The organism is Neisseria sp. P0007.S010 (assembly GCF_051962875.1).
Lineage (GTDB): Bacteria > Pseudomonadota > Gammaproteobacteria > Burkholderiales > Neisseriaceae > Neisseria > Neisseria subflava_A.
This window is the reverse complement of the sequence record NZ_JBQCUX010000001.1, coordinates 35,853-50,242: the sequence shown is the minus strand read 5'-3', so window position 1 is coordinate 50,242 and position 14,390 is coordinate 35,853. Positions and strand designations below refer to the sequence as shown.

Genomic DNA, 14,390 nt, shown 5'->3' with positions numbered 1-14,390 from the left:
AACCTTATTGTTCGACCAAAATTTGTTGCCATTTTTGTTGGCGGCGTGTTTTATCTTGTACTTGTCCAGCCAATTGTCCGCAAGCGGCATCAATATCGTCGCCGCGAGTTTTGCGGACAGTAACGACAAAGCCGGCTTGTTGCAGAATATCGCGGAAGACACGGATATTTTCGTTGGTAGAACGTTCGTAGCCGGAATTTGGGAAAGGATTGAACGGAATCAGATTGAATTTGCAGGGTACGTCTTTAACCAATTCAATCAATTCACGTGCATGTTGTGCTTTATCGTTGATGCCGTCGAGCATAACGTATTCAAAGGTAATAAAGTCGCGGGGGGCTTTGACCAGATAACGTTGACAGGCCGCCATCAATTCTTTGAGCGGGTATTTTTTGTTGAGGGGAACAATCTGATCGCGCACTTCATCGTTGGATGCGTGTAAAGATACAGCCAAAGCAACAGGCATTGCATCACGCAGTCTGTCCATTTGTGGAACCATGCCCGAAGTGGAAACAGTCACGCGGCGACGGCTCAAGCCGTAGCCGTGATCATCCAGCATAATGCTTAAAGCGGTAACAACATTGTCAAAGTTTGCCATGGGTTCGCCCATGCCCATCATCACAACATTGGAGATAACGCGTTCATTTTTAGGGGTAACGCCCATGGCTTTATTGGCCCACCAAAGCTGACCGATAATTTCAGCGGCAGTCAGGTTACGGTTGAAACCTTGTCGTCCGGTAGAGCAGAAAGTGCATTCCAATGCGCAACCTACTTGGGAAGAGATGCACAAAGTACCGCGTTCGGCTTCGGGAATAAAGACGGTTTCTACACCGTTGCCCGTGCCTACATCCAGCAACCATTTGCGTGTGCCATCAGTAGATTCTTGTGCCATCATTAATTTGGGCACTTCGATTGTGGCTTGTTCATTTAACTTGGCACGCAATGATTTGGCTAAGTCAGTCATTTCTTCAAAGTTTTGTGCACCCGCTTGATGCATCCAACGCATTACCTGCTTGGCACGAAAAGGCTTTTCACCCATTTCGGCAAAGTGTTGCGTCAGTCCGTTTAAATCGTAATTCAGTAGATTGGTTTTCATGTATTTTTATGTTTCTCAGTAAAGCTTTTAAAGCAAAGAGGCTTATTGGGCAGCTTTGCTTTAAAAGCCTTTGGGTTTTCAGACGGCCTTTAATTTGTAGGACATACAAAGCAGTTTTGCCGTCCGATATAAATCGGACGGCCGTAAAGCGGCTACAGGCTTTTACTCTTAGCGTGGGCAGATTTCGCTTTGGCTGAAGAAGTAAGCAATTTCAATTGCAGCATTTTCAACGCTGTCAGAACCATGTACGGCATTAACACTGACAGATTCTGCAAAGTCGGCACGGATTGTGCCAGGAGCTGCATCGGCTGGATTGGTTGCGCCCATCAATTCACGATTTTTGGCAACGGCGTTTTCACCTTCTAATACTTGAATCATAACAGGATTGCGAGTCATGAATTTAACCAAGTCTTCATAAAAAGGGCGATCTTTATGTACGGCATAAAACTCTTTTGCTTCACGCTCAGAGAGATGTTTCATTTTCGCCGCAATAATGCGCAAGCCGTTTTCTTCAAAGCGGCTATAAATCTTGCCGATGACGTTTTTTTCTACTGCATCGGGTTTGATGATGGAAATCGTACGTTCGATGGCCATGTTATGTCCTTGTTTTTATTGATAAGTAAGTTGTCGCAGCCAAGAGGCAAGGGAAGTGTATTCTACCAAATTTCGCCCCTTTTTGGGAAAGGCATTATTTGCTTAAAGTTAGGTGTGGTTGTTCCAAATAGACTTCGGATTGCATTTCGATCATACGGCTGGCTGTACGGGTAAATTCTTCGGCGAAATCGCCTTCGACATAAATATCGTTTACGCCAACTGCGCTGGTAGCGCACAATTTCACACGGAAATCGTATAAAACGTCAATTAACCATGTCAGACGGCGTGCTTCTGCTTTTTCTTGAGGGGTTAGACGTTCTAATCCTGAAAGGAAAACCATCTCATAATGTTCGGCCAAGTACAGGTAGTCAGCTTGTGAGCGCGGGCCAAAACATAATGCACGGAAATCAAACCAGATGGCGCGTTCTGACTGGGCTTTATGAGGAATTTCCCGTCCATGAATAATGCTAATGCCTGGGTTTAATTCAGAGATTCCGCTCATTTCTTTAAATAAAGCAGCCAGTTTTTGCTCATTTTCTTCATTATTGGGGACAAAGAAAATTTCAGCAGGACGCAGCGTACGCAAGCGGTAATCTTCGCCGCCATCCACATTTAAAACGGTCAGGTTGGACTCGATAAGGGCGATGGTTGGTAGAAAGCTGCTGCGGTTTTGGCCTTGAGGATAGAGTTCGGATGGAGCGTAGTTGGAAGTGGCTACCAAGACTACACCTTCACTCAACAGGTTTTCCAGCAAACGGCCTAGAATCATGGCATCGGCAATATCGCTGACGTGGAACTCGTCAAAACATAATACGCGTGTTTCTTTGGCAATTTCTGTTGCAACGGCTTTTAAGGGATTGGCTTCGCTTTTCAAGACTTTAAGGCGTTGATGGATTTCGGCCATGAAGGCATGGAAATGCACGCGACGCTTACGACGATAAGGGAGACAGCCGAAAAAAGCATCCATCAAAAAGCTTTTACCGCGTCCTACGCCGCCATAAAAATAGAGTCCTTTAGGTACTTGAGGGGAACGCAAGCTACGGCCGAGAAAACGGTTGCGTTTGCGTTTGAACATCATCAGCTCGGTCCACAAACGATCCAAATATTCAATGGCTCGCGCTTGGGCTTCGTCGCGGATAAAGTTGGGCTGTTCGGCTGCAGCTTGATACCAAGTCAATGGGCTGTGGTTTTCAAATGGAGGTGGTGTGAATAGTTGGTCTCTATTGCTCATGTGTAACCTTTATTATGCTTTGCTGGCGATAGTTGAAACATCATCCGCAATAGTTTGGACAGTAGTTGGAATGATGTTTTCATTACAGAATAGTCGGTCTATTATAAATGATTTCAGACGGCCTGCGTTTTTTGCAAAAGCATTGTAGTAAATATAGTTGAAATAGTGTGTGATTAAGGTATGCGTGAAAAGATCTGGCTTTGTATTTCTTGAGAAAACAAAAAAACGCCGCATTTCTGCGGCGTTTTGCTACTAAGTATTAATGAGCACTTTCTTGCAATGCCAAGTCTACACGCTCACGCAACTCTTTACCCGGTTTGAAGTGAGGGACATGCTTTTCTGGCACTTCCACGCGTTCACCGGTTTTCGGGTTGCGCCCGATACGGGCAGGGCGGTGGTTCAAGTCGAAGCTGCCGAAGCCGCGGATTTCGATACGTTGTCCACGAGCCAGTGAGCGGGTCATGGTATCAACCAAGACTTTTACACTGTATTCGACATCTTTAGCCAGCAGTTGGTTGCCATTTTTTTCGGCAAACACTTCTGCAAGGCGAACCATCAATTCAGACTTCGTCATGTCTGCAACCTTATTCTTGGTCGCCGGACAGTTTGGCTTTCAGCAAGTCACCCAAGCTGGTAGTACCGGCATTGGCAGTTGCAGCGGCGTTAACTGAATTCAGCGCTTCGCGGTTTTCTTTAGCGTCTTTCGCTTTAACAGACAGACGGATACTGCGGTTTTTGCGGTCAACGGTAACGATAACGGCTTCAACTTCGTCGCCTTCTTTCAGTTTGGTAGTCAGGTCTTCAACGCGGTCAGCGGCGAATTCAGAAGCAGGCAGGTAGCCTTCAACTTCTTCAGACAGAGCGACTACGGCACCTTTGGCGTCAACAGATTTCACAGAACCTTTAACCAAAGAACCTTTGTCGTTTACGCTGATGAAGTTGCCGAACGGATCGCCTTCCAGTTGTTTGATACCCAAAGAGATACGTTCTTTTTCAACGTCGATGGCCAATACAACGGCTTCAACTTCTTCGCCTTTTTTGTATTTGCGTACAGCTTCTTCGCCAGCTTCGGTCCAAGACAGGTCAGACAAGTGAACCAGACCGTCGATGCCGCCAGGCAGACCTACGAATACGCCGAAGTCAGTGATAGATTTAACTGCGCCGGAGATTTTGTCGCCTTTGTTGTGGTTGGCAGCAAACTCTTCCCAAGGGTTAGCTTGGCATTGTTTCATACCCAAAGAGATACGGCGACGGTCTTCGTCGATTTCCAGGATCATTACTTCAACTTCGTCACCCAGTTGAACAACTTTGCTTGGGTGTACGTTTTTGTTGGTCCAATCCATTTCGGAAACGTGTACCAAACCTTCGATGCCTTGTTCGATCTCAACGAACGCACCGTAGTCAGTCAGGTTGGATACTTTACCGAACAGGCGGGTACCTTGTGGGTAACGACGGGTCAGGCCGCTCCAAGGATCTTCGCCCAGTTGTTTCATACCCAGAGAAACGCGTTGTTTGTCTTGGTCGAATTTCAGGACTTTAGCTTCAACTTCTTGACCAACTTCCAAAACTTCGCTTGGGTGTTTCACACGGCGCCATGCCAAGTCGGTAATGTGCAACAGACCATCGATGCCGCCCAAGTCAACGAATGCACCGTAATCGGTGATGTTTTTAACGATACCTTTGATAACTGAACCTTCTTGCAGGTTTTCCAGCAAGGCTTTGCGTTCTTCGCCCAAAGTAGCTTCCAGAACAGCGCGGCGGGACACAACAACGTTGTTGCGTTTTTTGTCCAGTTTGATCACTTTGAATTCAATTTCTTTGCCTTCGAAGTGAGAAGTGTCTTTTACAGGACGTACGTCAACCAAAGAACCCGGCAGGAATGCACGGATGCTGTTGATCATAACAGTCAGACCACCTTTGACTTTGCCATTGATAACGCCGGACAGGATGTCGCCGTTTTCCATAGCTTCTTCCAAAGCGATCCAGTCGGCAGCGCGTTTGGCTTTTTCGCGGGACAGTTTGGTTTCGCCGAAGCCGTTTTCAACAGATTCGATGGTAACAGTAACGAAATCGCCAACTTTAACTTCAATCTCGCCCTGAGCGTTTTTGAATTCAGCAACATCAATCAGAGATTCTGATTTCAGACCTGCGTTAACGGTAACGAAGTTTTGATCGATGCCGACTACTTCGGCAGTAATCACTTCACCTGGGTTCATCTCTTGCAGGGTAAAGCTTTCTTCCAGCAGCTGGGCAAAATTTTCCATAGTCATATATACTCTTTTCGGTACACCGCCAAGGGGTGCGGGTTAGGTTTGAAATGACCTGCCGTCCTTGGCGCGGCAGGTTGGGAAATGTTTTCAGACGGCCTTGTTATAGGGTTAACAGGCCGTCTGAAATGAAAACTTCGCGATTATACTCCAAATTTTAAACTTTATGATACCAATCAAGCACTTTTTTTACAGCCTCTTCGATAGAAAGGTTATCGGTATCTAAAAGCAGGGCGTCGGGCAGCTGTTTCAACGGAGCAACAGGGCGGCGGCGGTCTGCTTCGTCGCGCGCTTCAATGTCCGACAAAATACGCTCGAATGCAACGCCTTCGCATGGGATACCGAGTTGTTTGGCACGACGTTGGGCGCGGACATTGGCACTTGCGGTCAGGAAAATTTTTAATGCGGCATCAGGGAAAACAACCGAGCCGATATCGCGGCCGTCGGCGACCAAACCTTTTTCGGTTAGGAAGTCGCGTTGGCGCTGCAAAAGGGCGGTACGCACTTTAGGCAACTGCGCGACGGCAGATGCGCCCATACCGATCGCTTCGGTACGGATTTGCTCGGATACATCTTCGCCGTTCAATAATACGACGCTGCCTTCAAATTGTGCGGGCAAGGTTTCTGCCAATGTGCTGACAGCATCTTCATCTGTCCAGGCAACATTTTGTTTTTGTGCGTAAAGTGCGGTCAGACGGTAAAGCGCACCGGAGTCGAGGTAAAGAAAACCCAAGGCTTCGGCTACGCGTGAGGCAACCGTCCCTTTGCCGGATGCGCTGGGGCCGTCGATGGCGATAACTTTTTGCTTGAAGCTCATGTGTTCTCCTGAATGCGATAGGTATTTGAATTAACCGTTTATTATACGTTGCTTTGGCCGTCTGAAAACGAAAATTTTTGTGGGATTTAGATTTGAGGGAAAAGTGGTTCGGCCTTATCGGGTATAATGGCCAAAATCATAATTTAACCGCTTTATCTGATTGTTCGGGCCGTCTGAAACAACGGGTCGGGAACGGTCTTAGAATTTAGAAACATTATGTTACAAACCGATAATCTTACTTCTGCACAACCTCAGCGTATTATCACTGCTCAAAATATTTCCGCTCAGGAAGAATTGCTTGAACGCGCTTTACGTCCGAAAACTTTAGACGACTATATCGGACAGGATAAAGCAAAAGAGCAGTTGGCCATTTTTATTCAGGCGGCGAAAAAACGTGGCGAAGCGCTTGACCACACTTTGCTGTTTGGTCCTCCGGGTTTGGGTAAAACTACTTTGGCGCACATTATCGCCAAAGAGTTAGGCGTTAATTTGCGTCAAACCAGCGGTCCGGTTTTGGAACGTGCCGGCGACCTTGCAGCCTTATTGACCAACCTCGAGCCGCATGATGTGCTGTTTATCGATGAAATCCACCGTTTAAGCCCAGTGGTTGAAGAAATCCTTTATCCTGCGCTTGAAGATTATCAGTTGGACATCATGATAGGCGAGGGGCCGGCCGCGCGTTCGGTCAAAATAGATTTGCCGCCGTTTACATTGGTGGGTGCGACGACCCGTGCCGGTATGCTGACCAATCCTTTGCGCGACCGTTTCGGAATTGTGTCCCGATTGGAGTTTTATCAGAATAAAGATTTGGCAACTATTGTTGCCCGTTCTGCTCAATTATTGCAGTTGGATATGGGCGAAGAGGGCGCGATGGAAGTGGCCAAGCGCAGCCGCGGTACGCCGCGTATTGCCAACCGCCTTTTGCGACGTGTACGCGATTATGCCGATGTGAAAAACAACGGCGTCATTGATGCGGAAATTGCCGATGCTGCCTTGAGTATGCTGGATGTAGACGGGCAAGGTTTGGATGTGATGGACAGGAAATTCCTTGAGGCGATTTTGCACAAGTTCAGCGGCGGTCCTGTCGGTTTGGAAAACGTGGCTGCTGCGATTGGCGAATCGACCGATACCATCGAAGATGTGATTGAACCATATCTGATTCAGCAGGGCTTTTTGCAGCGTACACAGCGCGGACGCGTAGCAACTGAACGAGCCTATCTGCATTTCGGTTTGAAGGTTCAAGAATAATAATGAAGGCCGTCTGAAAACTGCTTTCAGACGGCCTGATACTTTCAATTTCATATGATTGTCGGTAAATATCTGCCGATAATCGGTTAAAATGTCCCCCTTTTCTTTTTTGAAGTTTCCCCATGAATATCTTATCTGTAGAAAATGCTTCTTTTGCCGTCGGCCACGTCGCCTTGCTCGACAAAACTTCTTTTCAACTCGACAGCGGCGAGAAAATCGGTTTAATCGGCCGCAACGGTGCGGGTAAGTCTTCGTTTTTAAAAATCCTCGCCGGTGTACAAAAGCTTGACGATGGACAGATTATTGTTCAAAACAACCTCAAAATCGTTTATGTGCCGCAAGAATCCTTTTTTGATAAGGATGCAACCGTATTTGATACCGTTGCCGAAGGATTGGGCGAAATTCGCGATTTATTGCGCCGTTATCATCATGTCAGCCATGAGTTGGAAAATGGTTCGAGTGAGGCTTTGTTGAAAGAACTCAACGAATTGCAACTTGAAATCGAAGCGAAGGACGGCTGGAAGCTGGATGCGGCAGTTAAGCAGACTTTGGGGGAACTCGGTTTGCCGGAAAACGAAAAAATCGGCAACCTTTCCGGCGGTCAGAAAAAGCGCGTCGCTTTGGCGCAGGCTTGGGTGCAAAAGCCCGACGTATTGCTGCTGGACGAGCCGACCAACCATTTGGATATCGACGCGATTATCTGGCTGGAAAACCTGCTCAAAGCGTTTGAAGGCAGCTTGGTCGTGATTACCCACGACCGCCGTTTTTTGGATAATATCGCCACGCGCATCGTTGAACTCGACCGCGGCATTCTGCGCTCCTATCCTGGCTCGTTCTCCAAATACAGCGAGAAAAAAGCGCAAGAGTTGGCAGTCGAGGCGGAACATAACCGCCTCTTCGACAAATTCCACGCACAGGAAGAAGCATGGATACGCAAAGGCATCGAAGCGCGCCGTACCCGTAACGAAGGCCGCGTGCGCCGTTTGGAAGAGCTGCGCCGCCAGCGCGCCGAACGCCGCAACGTACAAGGGCAGGTCAACTTTAAGCTCGACAGCGGCGAAAAAAGCGGCAAAATCATCGCCGAATTGGAACACGCTTCTTTTGCCTATGGCGACAAAGTCATCATGGACAAATTCTCCGCCATTTTGCAGCGCGGCGACAAAATCGGCTTAATCGGTCCAAACGGTATCGGTAAAACCACCTTCCTTAAGCTGATTTTGGGCGAATTGCAGCCGACCTACGGCAGAATCCGTATCGGCAGTAAACAGGAAGTTGCTTATTTCGACCAGTTCCGCAGCGCGTTGAACGAAAACGACACCGTGTTTTACACGCTCGGACAGGGCAATGATTACGTTGAAGTCGGTGGTAAGAAAAAGCATGTGATGAGCTATTTGGAAGATTTCCTGTTCCATCCAGCCCGCGCACAAAGTCCCGTTTCATCACTCTCCGGCGGCGAACGCAACCGACTCCTGTTGGCAAAACTCTTTACCCGCCCTGCCAATATCCTGGTCTTGGACGAACCGACCAACGACTTGGACATCGATACCCAAGAGCTGCTCGAAGACCTGTTGCGAGATTACCAAGGCACGGTATTCCTTGTCTCGCATGACCGTATGTTCTTGGATAATGTGATTACTCAAAGCATTGTTTTCGAAGGACAAGGCCGTCTGAAAGAATACATCGGCGGCTATCAGGACTATATCGACGCAAAATCGCGGGAAGATAAAATTCAGACGGCCTCTGCGCCTAAAGCGGTTGCAGAGACTGAGAAAGTCAAACCCAAAGCCAACCGCACGGTCAAACTTTCCTATAAAGAACAGCGCGAACTCGATGCCCTGCCTGATGAAATCGCTGCTTTGGAAACTGAGCAGGCTGAAATCAATACCCAGCTTTCCGATCCTGAAATTTTCAAAGATTACGAAAAAGCAGGTGCGTTACAAAGCAGGGCTGAAGAAATCGAGATGTCGCTTTTGGAAAAGCTGGAACGTTGGGAATGGCTGGAAGCGAAACAAAATGGCGAAGCGGTTTAAATTAGGAATTTTGTCCCAAAGTAGGGCAGATATTTTTCTAAATCATGCCGTCTGAACCCCGAATATTCAAAAACAAGGTCTACAACCAACATGAAAAAAGTCGAGAAAAACGTATTGGTGCTGCATAGTGCTAAGGAAATGTTTGAGCTGGTGGACAAAGTTGAGGACTATCCAAAATTTTTGCCGTGGTACAGCAAGACCGAAGTCATCGAACGCAAAGGCAATGAGCTAAAAGCGCGCCTGTTTATGGACTATATGCGTGTCAAGCAATCATTTGCGACGCACAATCACAATATCCCGGGGCAGGAAATCCGCATGGATTTGCTCGAAGGGCCGTTTAAAATCCTGCGTGGCACTTGGAAATTTATCGACTTGGGCGATGATATGTGTAAAGTCGAATTCAGATTAGAATACGATTTCTCCAATGCCATACTCTCTGCCATGATTTCCCCGGTGTTCGGCCATCTCGCCGGTACATTGGTGGATGCTTTTATTAAAGAGGCCGACCGCCGCTATGCTTGAGATTGAAATTGTTTACGGACTAGCCGATAGGCAAGTGTTGAAGGGTATGACCGTTGCCGAAGGTACAACCGTACGCGAAGCTGCCCTGCAAAGCGGTTTGGAGGTGGAGTTCCCAGAGTTGGATTTACAGCAAGCGCCTTTGGGTATTTTCGGCAAGGTCGTGAAAAGTGAGACTGTGTTGCGCGATGGCGATCGGATTGAGGTTTATCGTCCATTGTTGATTGATCCGAAAGAAGCGCGACGTAAACGCGCTGGGCAAGAATAAATCAAAGGCCGTCTGAAACTTTTTCAGACGGCCTGTCAAACTGAAAGAACAGTAATGAGCTTGAAAATTAAATTAATCGTCGGTTTGGGCAATCCAGGCCAAGAATACGAACAAACGCGCCACAATGTTGGCTTTTGGCTGTTGGATGAACTGGCGTGGAAATGGAAAGTTAATTTTAAAGACGAAAAGAAATTTTACGGCGAAGTAGCACGCGCCACTACGCCTGATGGTGATGTTTGGCTGCTCAAACCCATGACCTTTATGAACCGTTCCGGTCAGGCCGTTGCCGCTTTGGCTCAGTTTTACAAAATCAAGCCGGAGGAAATCTTGGTGGTTCATGACGAGCTGGATATTCCATGCGGTCGTATCAAATTCAAACTTGGCGGCGGCAACGGTGGACACAATGGTCTCAAAGACATTCAGGCTCGTTTAGGTACGCCTAATTTCTACCGCCTGCGCTTGGGTATTGATCATCCGGGCGACCGTAATTTGGTTATCGGTTATGTGTTGAATAAACCGTCGGCAGAACACAGACAACAAATTGATGATTCCATCGCCAAATCCCTGCAAGGATTGCCGGCCGTGTTGAATGGCGAATGGGAAGAAGCAACACGTTTTTTACACAGTAAGTAAGCGTACCCGAATCAAACGGGCAACCTTGTACATCATGTTCAGACGGCCTGAAAACAGACGGCGCAGTCTGGCTAGCGATAAACCAATCGAAGAAACAGTAAATATGAACGAACTGATCAGCCTTATGCAGACCGAACCCCCGGGCATTGTTGGCGAAACATTAGACTTCTGCCTTTACGAATGCAGTATTGAAGATGCCCCGGATGCAGAAGAAGTGGCACAATGGCGTGATATTTTGAAGGCGCGGGGTGGGAAATTTGTCCGCTTGGCAGATATCTGCCAAACATGGCTGGATGAAGAGGCCGACAAATGAAAGCCTTACCATTAAACAAATTCACTGCCGCTGCCTTTATCTGGTTTGCCGCCGCCATTTATGCCTTACTTTTCAAAGAGGGCGGCAATAGCGCTCCACCATTTCCCCATTTTGATAAAGTTGGCCATTTCGGACTGTTTTTCGGACAGGCATGGCTGTGCGCAAAAATATTTATTCAAGACAATAGGAATATTCCCTATAAAGGCATTCTGTTTGCCGCTTTATTGTTTGCCATAGGAAGCGAGCTGGCTCAGGCATTTCTGACTACTACGCGCCAGGGTTCGATCGCGGACGGCATTGCCGATATGGCAGGTACGGCTGCGGCGCTGTGGTTTGCAGCAAAAGTAAAAGCAGCAAAAAGTTAGACATATTTAAACAACTTAAAGGCCGTCTAAAATCCTGAGAAACAGGTTTCAGACGGCCTTTTGTTACTTGATGCATGAAGCAATCGTTACTTCATGCCAAGTATTTAAATATTAGAATTTTACGCGTACACCGGCAGATACTTCGTGGGAATGGAGCTTAACGTTATTGATCTTGCTCCAGTGGTTATAGCGATAGCCTGCATCCAGTGCTACATTTTGAGTTACATCATAACTTACACCAGCCATTGCACCTACGCCAATTTTAGTATCCTTACGTTCAGCTGTTTGTTCGGCTGTTTGATATTTATGAGTAGAGTGGTTAAGACCCAGGCGAACACCTACATAAGGTTTTACAGGAGCTTGCAGGTCAAAATCATAAATAGCAGATACACCGGCACTGTGATATTTAGCCTCAGCATATACCGAAGGTACATTAATCTTTGCAGATTTATAATGCGTATAGTCGGCAGCAACACGGAAATCGCCGAAATCGTAGCCTGCAGAAATACGAGGGCTAAAGCCTTTAATTGATGCGCCACCCAGTTTTACAGTAGCATGACCAGCATCAGCCTGAACATAAAAACCTTTGGTTTCATCAGCCAATGCAAATGCAGGCAGGGAAAGAGCAATCAGTGTTACCAGAACTTTTTTCATTGTTTTGTCCTTAATGTAGGATTAGGAGTAGTGGATAATCGCCGGGATTGTTCATTCCCAACAATTATTCTGATTGTATTTTCTTGTGGAAAATTAAGCAAATCTAAAAATGTGTCAGCTGTTGTAAAATCGCACTTATAAAAAACACTGTAACAAATCGTTTAAGAACAAACAGCCTTGTTCGGTCGGGCGGAATACGGTCGGGTCTGATTCAAGCAGGCCTTTTTGTCTGGCGGTTTCGATTTGTGCCATGATTTTTGCAGTGGGTACGCCGGTACGTTCCTGCAACATTGCGGCAGGTACGCCGTCGGTCAGGCGCAGGGCGTTCATCATGAATTCGAATGGAAGGTCTTCGGCGGCAATGGTTTTTCGTTCAACTGCTTCATGCGGATTGCTCTGCATGGCGGCAAGATAGTCGTTGGGATGACGACGGCGGACGGTGCGTTCGATACGGTCGGGATAGGAAATTTTGCCGTGCGCGCCCGCGCCTATGCCCAAGTAATCGCCGAACTGCCAGTAGTTCAAATTATGGCGGCACTGCATACCAGGTTTTGCAAAAGCCGATGTTTCATAGTGGATAAAGCCTGCGCCTTCCAATGCACCGTGTACGGCATCTTCAATATCCAATGCTGCTTCATCTTGCGGCAATCCTTTGGGCGGCGTATGACCGAAAGGCGTGTTCGGTTCCATTGTCAGATGATATGCGCTGATATGCGATACGCCTGTTGCGATAGCGGTTTGCACATCGTTTAAGGCCGTCTGAACCGTTTGGTTTGGCAGGGCATACATCAAATCAATATTGACTTTATCAAATAATTTCAATGCAGTATCAATAGCTGTCAGGGCTTCTTTGCCATTGTGAACGCGTCCCAATCGAGCAAGCATATCGTCGTTAAAACTCTGCACGCCAATAGACAGGCGCGTAATGCCTGCGTCTTTAAATCCTTGAAACTTCTCAATTTCAAATGTGCCCGGGTTCGCTTCTAAAGTAATTTCCGCTTCAGGTTGTAAGCGCAACAGCGAACGCACGCCGCTTAACAAACGGTCAATTGATTCCGCTTGAAACAGGCTGGGTGTGCCGCCGCCGAAGAATATGGTTTCCACCGGTCTGCCCCAAATATTGGGCAATTCAAGTTGCAAGTCGGTTAATAGGGCATCGATATAGGCTTCTTCCGGCAGGCCGTTTTTCAGGCTGTGGGAATTAAAGTCGCAATACGGACATTTTTTGATGCACCACGGGATGTGGATGTAGAGCGACAAGGGCGGCAGGGCGGTGAGTTGTCCGGGGCGTTGGAAAGTGATTTGGGTCATGGTATGTGTTGAGGCTTAAGGCCGTCTGAAATTTTTAGGCCGTTATTTTAACTGAAATGTAGGCTGGGAAAGTAATCAGTAGGAAATATGCGAAGTCTAAGCGCTCAAAAAAGCTTCAATTTCTTCTTCTGATAATTTGGAATTGCAGACGAATTTTATTTTGCCTTGTGAGATTTTGAGTAGTGCGGGAACAGTTTTGATGCCGTGTTGTTCACGAAAAGTTTTTAAAGCTGCTTTGTTGCTGCTGTCTGTAAAGCGGATGGTAAGCTGCTTGTTTAAGGAAACGGTAGACAGTTTTGCAACAAAACGGCGACAGTATGAACAGCTTGGTTTGCCTAAAAAGACGATAGCAGCTTCTTGACTGTCAATGAGTTGAAGAAGTTCGTCAGGTGTGGTTGGGATGAAGGCAGCGACGTGTTTTGCAAAGGCTGCCAATTCTTCAGGTGTGGGCTTGGGCATGGGAATGAATGTGAGGTAGGCCGTCTGAAGGTTTCAGACGGCCTGTTGTTAAAGTCTTTTGCGTATCCAAGACGAGAGTTTTGGTGCGCCGAATAGCAGGAAAATGCCGATAAAAAGCTGCGCGATGTTGGCAAGTATACCGGCTTGGTTTTGTGCGCCGAGGTCCGCCCAAACGGATGTATGTGTGTCGATAGCAATAGACTGTACAAAAAGATAGAGAGAGAACTGGTAAATTAGGTCAGGGATGACTTGGAAAACAGTATATATGCCTATTAATACAATACCGGTCGTCAGCCATGGTGCAGGGTGTTTTGGGGCTTCCTGCACGGTTTGCAGATGTTCGGGCAATAGGCGGTTGGCAATGGCGGCAGGGAAACACCATAGCAGCAGCCATGCAATTAAATACACGCCGTAGAGCATCATTACGGATGAGATTTGTTTACTGTCATACATGCTTTCTGTCTGTACGAAAATGGTAGCAATGCTACCAAGTGTTTGTACGATACCGATTAAAGCGACCAAGCGGATGGCGACAATCAGGATTTGCTTAGGGGACATGGATTTCTTCCATTATTTGTTGGATTTAGA

17 protein-coding genes are annotated in these 14,390 nt (G+C 47.2%); 7 read left to right on the top strand and 10 right to left on the bottom strand.

All coding sequences use genetic code 11. The annotated features are described in order from the left end of the window. Positions 1 to 4 precede the first annotated feature (4 nt). From rlmN to cmk, 6 genes are all read right to left on the bottom strand, one after another. Positions 5 to 1,093, bottom strand: coding sequence for a 23S rRNA (adenine(2503)-C(2))-methyltransferase RlmN (gene rlmN / locus ACTHR7_RS00245; RefSeq protein ID WP_003683577.1), 1,089 nt, complete (start codon positions 1,091 to 1,093; stop codon positions 5 to 7). Between the two features lie 168 nt (positions 1,094 to 1,261). Continuing rightward, positions 1,262 to 1,687 (bottom strand): nucleoside-diphosphate kinase, encoded by a 426-nt coding sequence (gene ndk / locus ACTHR7_RS00240; protein WP_004519785.1) that lies wholly within the window; start codon positions 1,685 to 1,687, stop codon positions 1,262 to 1,264. Positions 1,688 to 1,781: 94 nt separating this feature from the next. Beyond that, on the bottom strand, positions 1,782 to 2,918 hold the full coding sequence (gene zapE, locus ACTHR7_RS00235) for a cell division protein ZapE (protein WP_049333700.1): 1,137 nt from the start codon (positions 2,916 to 2,918) through the stop codon (positions 1,782 to 1,784). Positions 2,919 to 3,177: 259 nt separating this feature from the next. Further along, the gene (locus tag ACTHR7_RS00230; RefSeq protein WP_003678992.1) at positions 3,178 to 3,492 is read right to left on the bottom strand and encodes an integration host factor subunit beta; all 315 of its coding nucleotides are present in this window, start codon (positions 3,490 to 3,492) and stop codon (positions 3,178 to 3,180) included. Between the two features lie 10 nt (positions 3,493 to 3,502). Continuing rightward, the gene (gene rpsA / locus ACTHR7_RS00225) at positions 3,503 to 5,188 is read right to left on the bottom strand and encodes a 30S ribosomal protein S1 (protein WP_003678994.1); all 1,686 of its coding nucleotides are present in this window, start codon (positions 5,186 to 5,188) and stop codon (positions 3,503 to 3,505) included. 154 nt (positions 5,189 to 5,342) lie between these two features. Next, the gene (gene cmk, locus ACTHR7_RS00220) at positions 5,343 to 6,002 is read right to left on the bottom strand and encodes a (d)CMP kinase (RefSeq protein ID WP_293206528.1); all 660 of its coding nucleotides are present in this window, start codon (positions 6,000 to 6,002) and stop codon (positions 5,343 to 5,345) included. Positions 6,003 to 6,218: 216 nt separating this feature from the next. Between cmk and ruvB the strand changes: the two genes are divergently transcribed. The 7 genes from ruvB to ACTHR7_RS00185 all read left to right on the top strand — a co-directional run bounded on the left by ruvB (position 6,219) and on the right by ACTHR7_RS00185 (position 11,378). Continuing rightward, positions 6,219 to 7,250, top strand: coding sequence for a Holliday junction branch migration DNA helicase RuvB (ruvB, locus tag ACTHR7_RS00215; protein ID WP_293206526.1), 1,032 nt, complete (start codon positions 6,219 to 6,221; stop codon positions 7,248 to 7,250). A 122-nt stretch (positions 7,251 to 7,372) separates the two neighbouring features. Beyond that, positions 7,373 to 9,280: an ATP-binding cassette domain-containing protein gene (locus tag ACTHR7_RS00210; protein WP_293206524.1), complete on the top strand. Its 1,908-nt coding sequence runs from the start codon at positions 7,373 to 7,375 to the stop codon at positions 9,278 to 9,280. A 90-nt stretch (positions 9,281 to 9,370) separates the two neighbouring features. After that, positions 9,371 to 9,802: a type II toxin-antitoxin system RatA family toxin gene (locus ACTHR7_RS00205; protein ID WP_070460841.1), complete on the top strand. Its 432-nt coding sequence runs from the start codon at positions 9,371 to 9,373 to the stop codon at positions 9,800 to 9,802. Next, the gene (locus ACTHR7_RS00200) at positions 9,795 to 10,067 is read left to right on the top strand and encodes an RnfH family protein (protein WP_070460839.1); all 273 of its coding nucleotides are present in this window, start codon (positions 9,795 to 9,797) and stop codon (positions 10,065 to 10,067) included. The genes ACTHR7_RS00205 and ACTHR7_RS00200 overlap by 8 nt, the downstream gene beginning before the upstream one ends. 54 nt (positions 10,068 to 10,121) lie before the next feature. After that, a complete protein-coding gene (pth, locus tag ACTHR7_RS00195) occupies positions 10,122 to 10,700 on the top strand; it encodes an aminoacyl-tRNA hydrolase (RefSeq protein WP_107769415.1) in 579 nt (192 codons plus the stop codon). Between the two features lie 103 nt (positions 10,701 to 10,803). Next, positions 10,804 to 11,013, top strand: coding sequence for a dioxygenase (locus tag ACTHR7_RS00190; RefSeq protein WP_107769413.1), 210 nt, complete (start codon positions 10,804 to 10,806; stop codon positions 11,011 to 11,013). After that, on the top strand, positions 11,010 to 11,378 hold the full coding sequence (locus ACTHR7_RS00185) for a VanZ family protein (RefSeq protein WP_293206514.1): 369 nt from the start codon (positions 11,010 to 11,012) through the stop codon (positions 11,376 to 11,378). The genes ACTHR7_RS00190 and ACTHR7_RS00185 overlap by 4 nt, the downstream gene beginning before the upstream one ends. A gap of 111 nt (positions 11,379 to 11,489) precedes the next feature. Here the strand turns inward: ACTHR7_RS00185 and ACTHR7_RS00180 are convergent, their stop codons facing one another. The 4 genes from ACTHR7_RS00180 to ACTHR7_RS00165 all read right to left on the bottom strand — a co-directional run bounded on the left by ACTHR7_RS00180 (position 11,490) and on the right by ACTHR7_RS00165 (position 14,360). After that, the gene (locus tag ACTHR7_RS00180) at positions 11,490 to 12,032 is read right to left on the bottom strand and encodes an opacity family porin (protein WP_049344773.1); all 543 of its coding nucleotides are present in this window, start codon (positions 12,030 to 12,032) and stop codon (positions 11,490 to 11,492) included. Positions 12,033 to 12,167: 135 nt separating this feature from the next. Next, positions 12,168 to 13,343, bottom strand: a complete 1,176-nt coding sequence (hemW, locus tag ACTHR7_RS00175; protein ID WP_293206507.1) for a radical SAM family heme chaperone HemW — start codon at positions 13,341 to 13,343, stop codon at positions 12,168 to 12,170. A 96-nt stretch (positions 13,344 to 13,439) separates the two neighbouring features. Then, the gene (locus ACTHR7_RS00170) at positions 13,440 to 13,778 is read right to left on the bottom strand and encodes a thioredoxin family protein (RefSeq protein WP_440370115.1); all 339 of its coding nucleotides are present in this window, start codon (positions 13,776 to 13,778) and stop codon (positions 13,440 to 13,442) included. A gap of 72 nt (positions 13,779 to 13,850) precedes the next feature. Continuing rightward, complete coding sequence (locus ACTHR7_RS00165; protein ID WP_293206501.1) at positions 13,851 to 14,360, bottom strand: hypothetical protein; 510 nt, start codon at positions 14,358 to 14,360, stop codon at positions 13,851 to 13,853. Positions 14,361 to 14,390 lie beyond the last annotated feature (30 nt).